Below are 260 nucleotides of genomic sequence, written 5' to 3' on the forward strand. Positions count from 1 at the left end.
GCGCGCAACCGTGGGTGCGCACGCTGATCGCCGCGTATCACTCCGACGACATCGCGCATTTCCTGCTCACGCGCTACGCGGATTCGGTGCGGCGGCCGTGGTGATCGACACCGGCTCGCTCGCCTGCACCGCCTGCGGCCAATGCTGCAACAGCCCGCCCGCGCTCTCGCTGCGCGAGTGGTTCGCGCAGCGCGCGGTGTTCGTCGGCAGCATTGCGATAGAGCGCGTGCCGCGCCGTCGCGCGGGCGAGCGTCTGCACG

1 pseudogene is annotated in these 260 nt (G+C 71.5%); it reads left to right on the plus strand.

Going from position 1 to position 260, the window contains the following annotated elements:
* A pseudogene (locus SB751_RS32235) lies at positions 1-104 on the plus strand (metal ABC transporter substrate-binding protein); the annotation flags it as partial.
* Between the last annotated feature and the right edge of the window lie 156 nt (positions 105-260).

Origin of the sequence: Cupriavidus sp. SIMBA_020 (genome assembly GCF_046535395.1) — a bacterium.
GTDB classification, from domain to species: Bacteria; Pseudomonadota; Gammaproteobacteria; order Burkholderiales; family Burkholderiaceae; genus Cupriavidus; species Cupriavidus campinensis.